Annotated in this window: 1 pseudogene; it reads right to left on the bottom strand. The window is 65.9% G+C overall.

The window, feature by feature from the left end:
* Positions 1 to 337 (bottom strand): annotated as a pseudogene (locus tag ACNQQL_RS36165) (type II secretion system protein GspE); the annotation flags it as partial.

The raw sequence follows: 337 nt of genomic DNA on the forward strand, positions 1-337 counted from the left end.
GAACGGCTCGATGTGAATGTCCGATGCCTGTTCGCGCGCCGCTTGCGTGAGCAGCGCGTTGATCATCCGGATGATCGGCGCGTCGTCTTCCGATTCGAGCAGATCCTCGACTTCCGGGATGTCCTGCATCAGCCGCGACAGGTCGACTTCGCCTTCGACCTCGCCGACCACCTGCGCGGCGCTGCCGTCATGACGCGAGTAGGCCTGGTTGATCGCCTGCGCAAGCTCGTCGGCCGGCACGCGGTGCACGGAAATCGAGCCGAAGTTGCGCGCGATCTCCGCGAGCGCGGCGTCGCTCGTGCGTTCGCTGATCCACACCTCGAGCGTGTCGTCGAGC

Origin of the sequence: Burkholderia sp. LFS061 (assembly GCF_047978125.1) — a bacterium.
GTDB classification, from domain to species: domain Bacteria; phylum Pseudomonadota; class Gammaproteobacteria; order Burkholderiales; family Burkholderiaceae; genus Burkholderia; species Burkholderia pyrrocinia_C.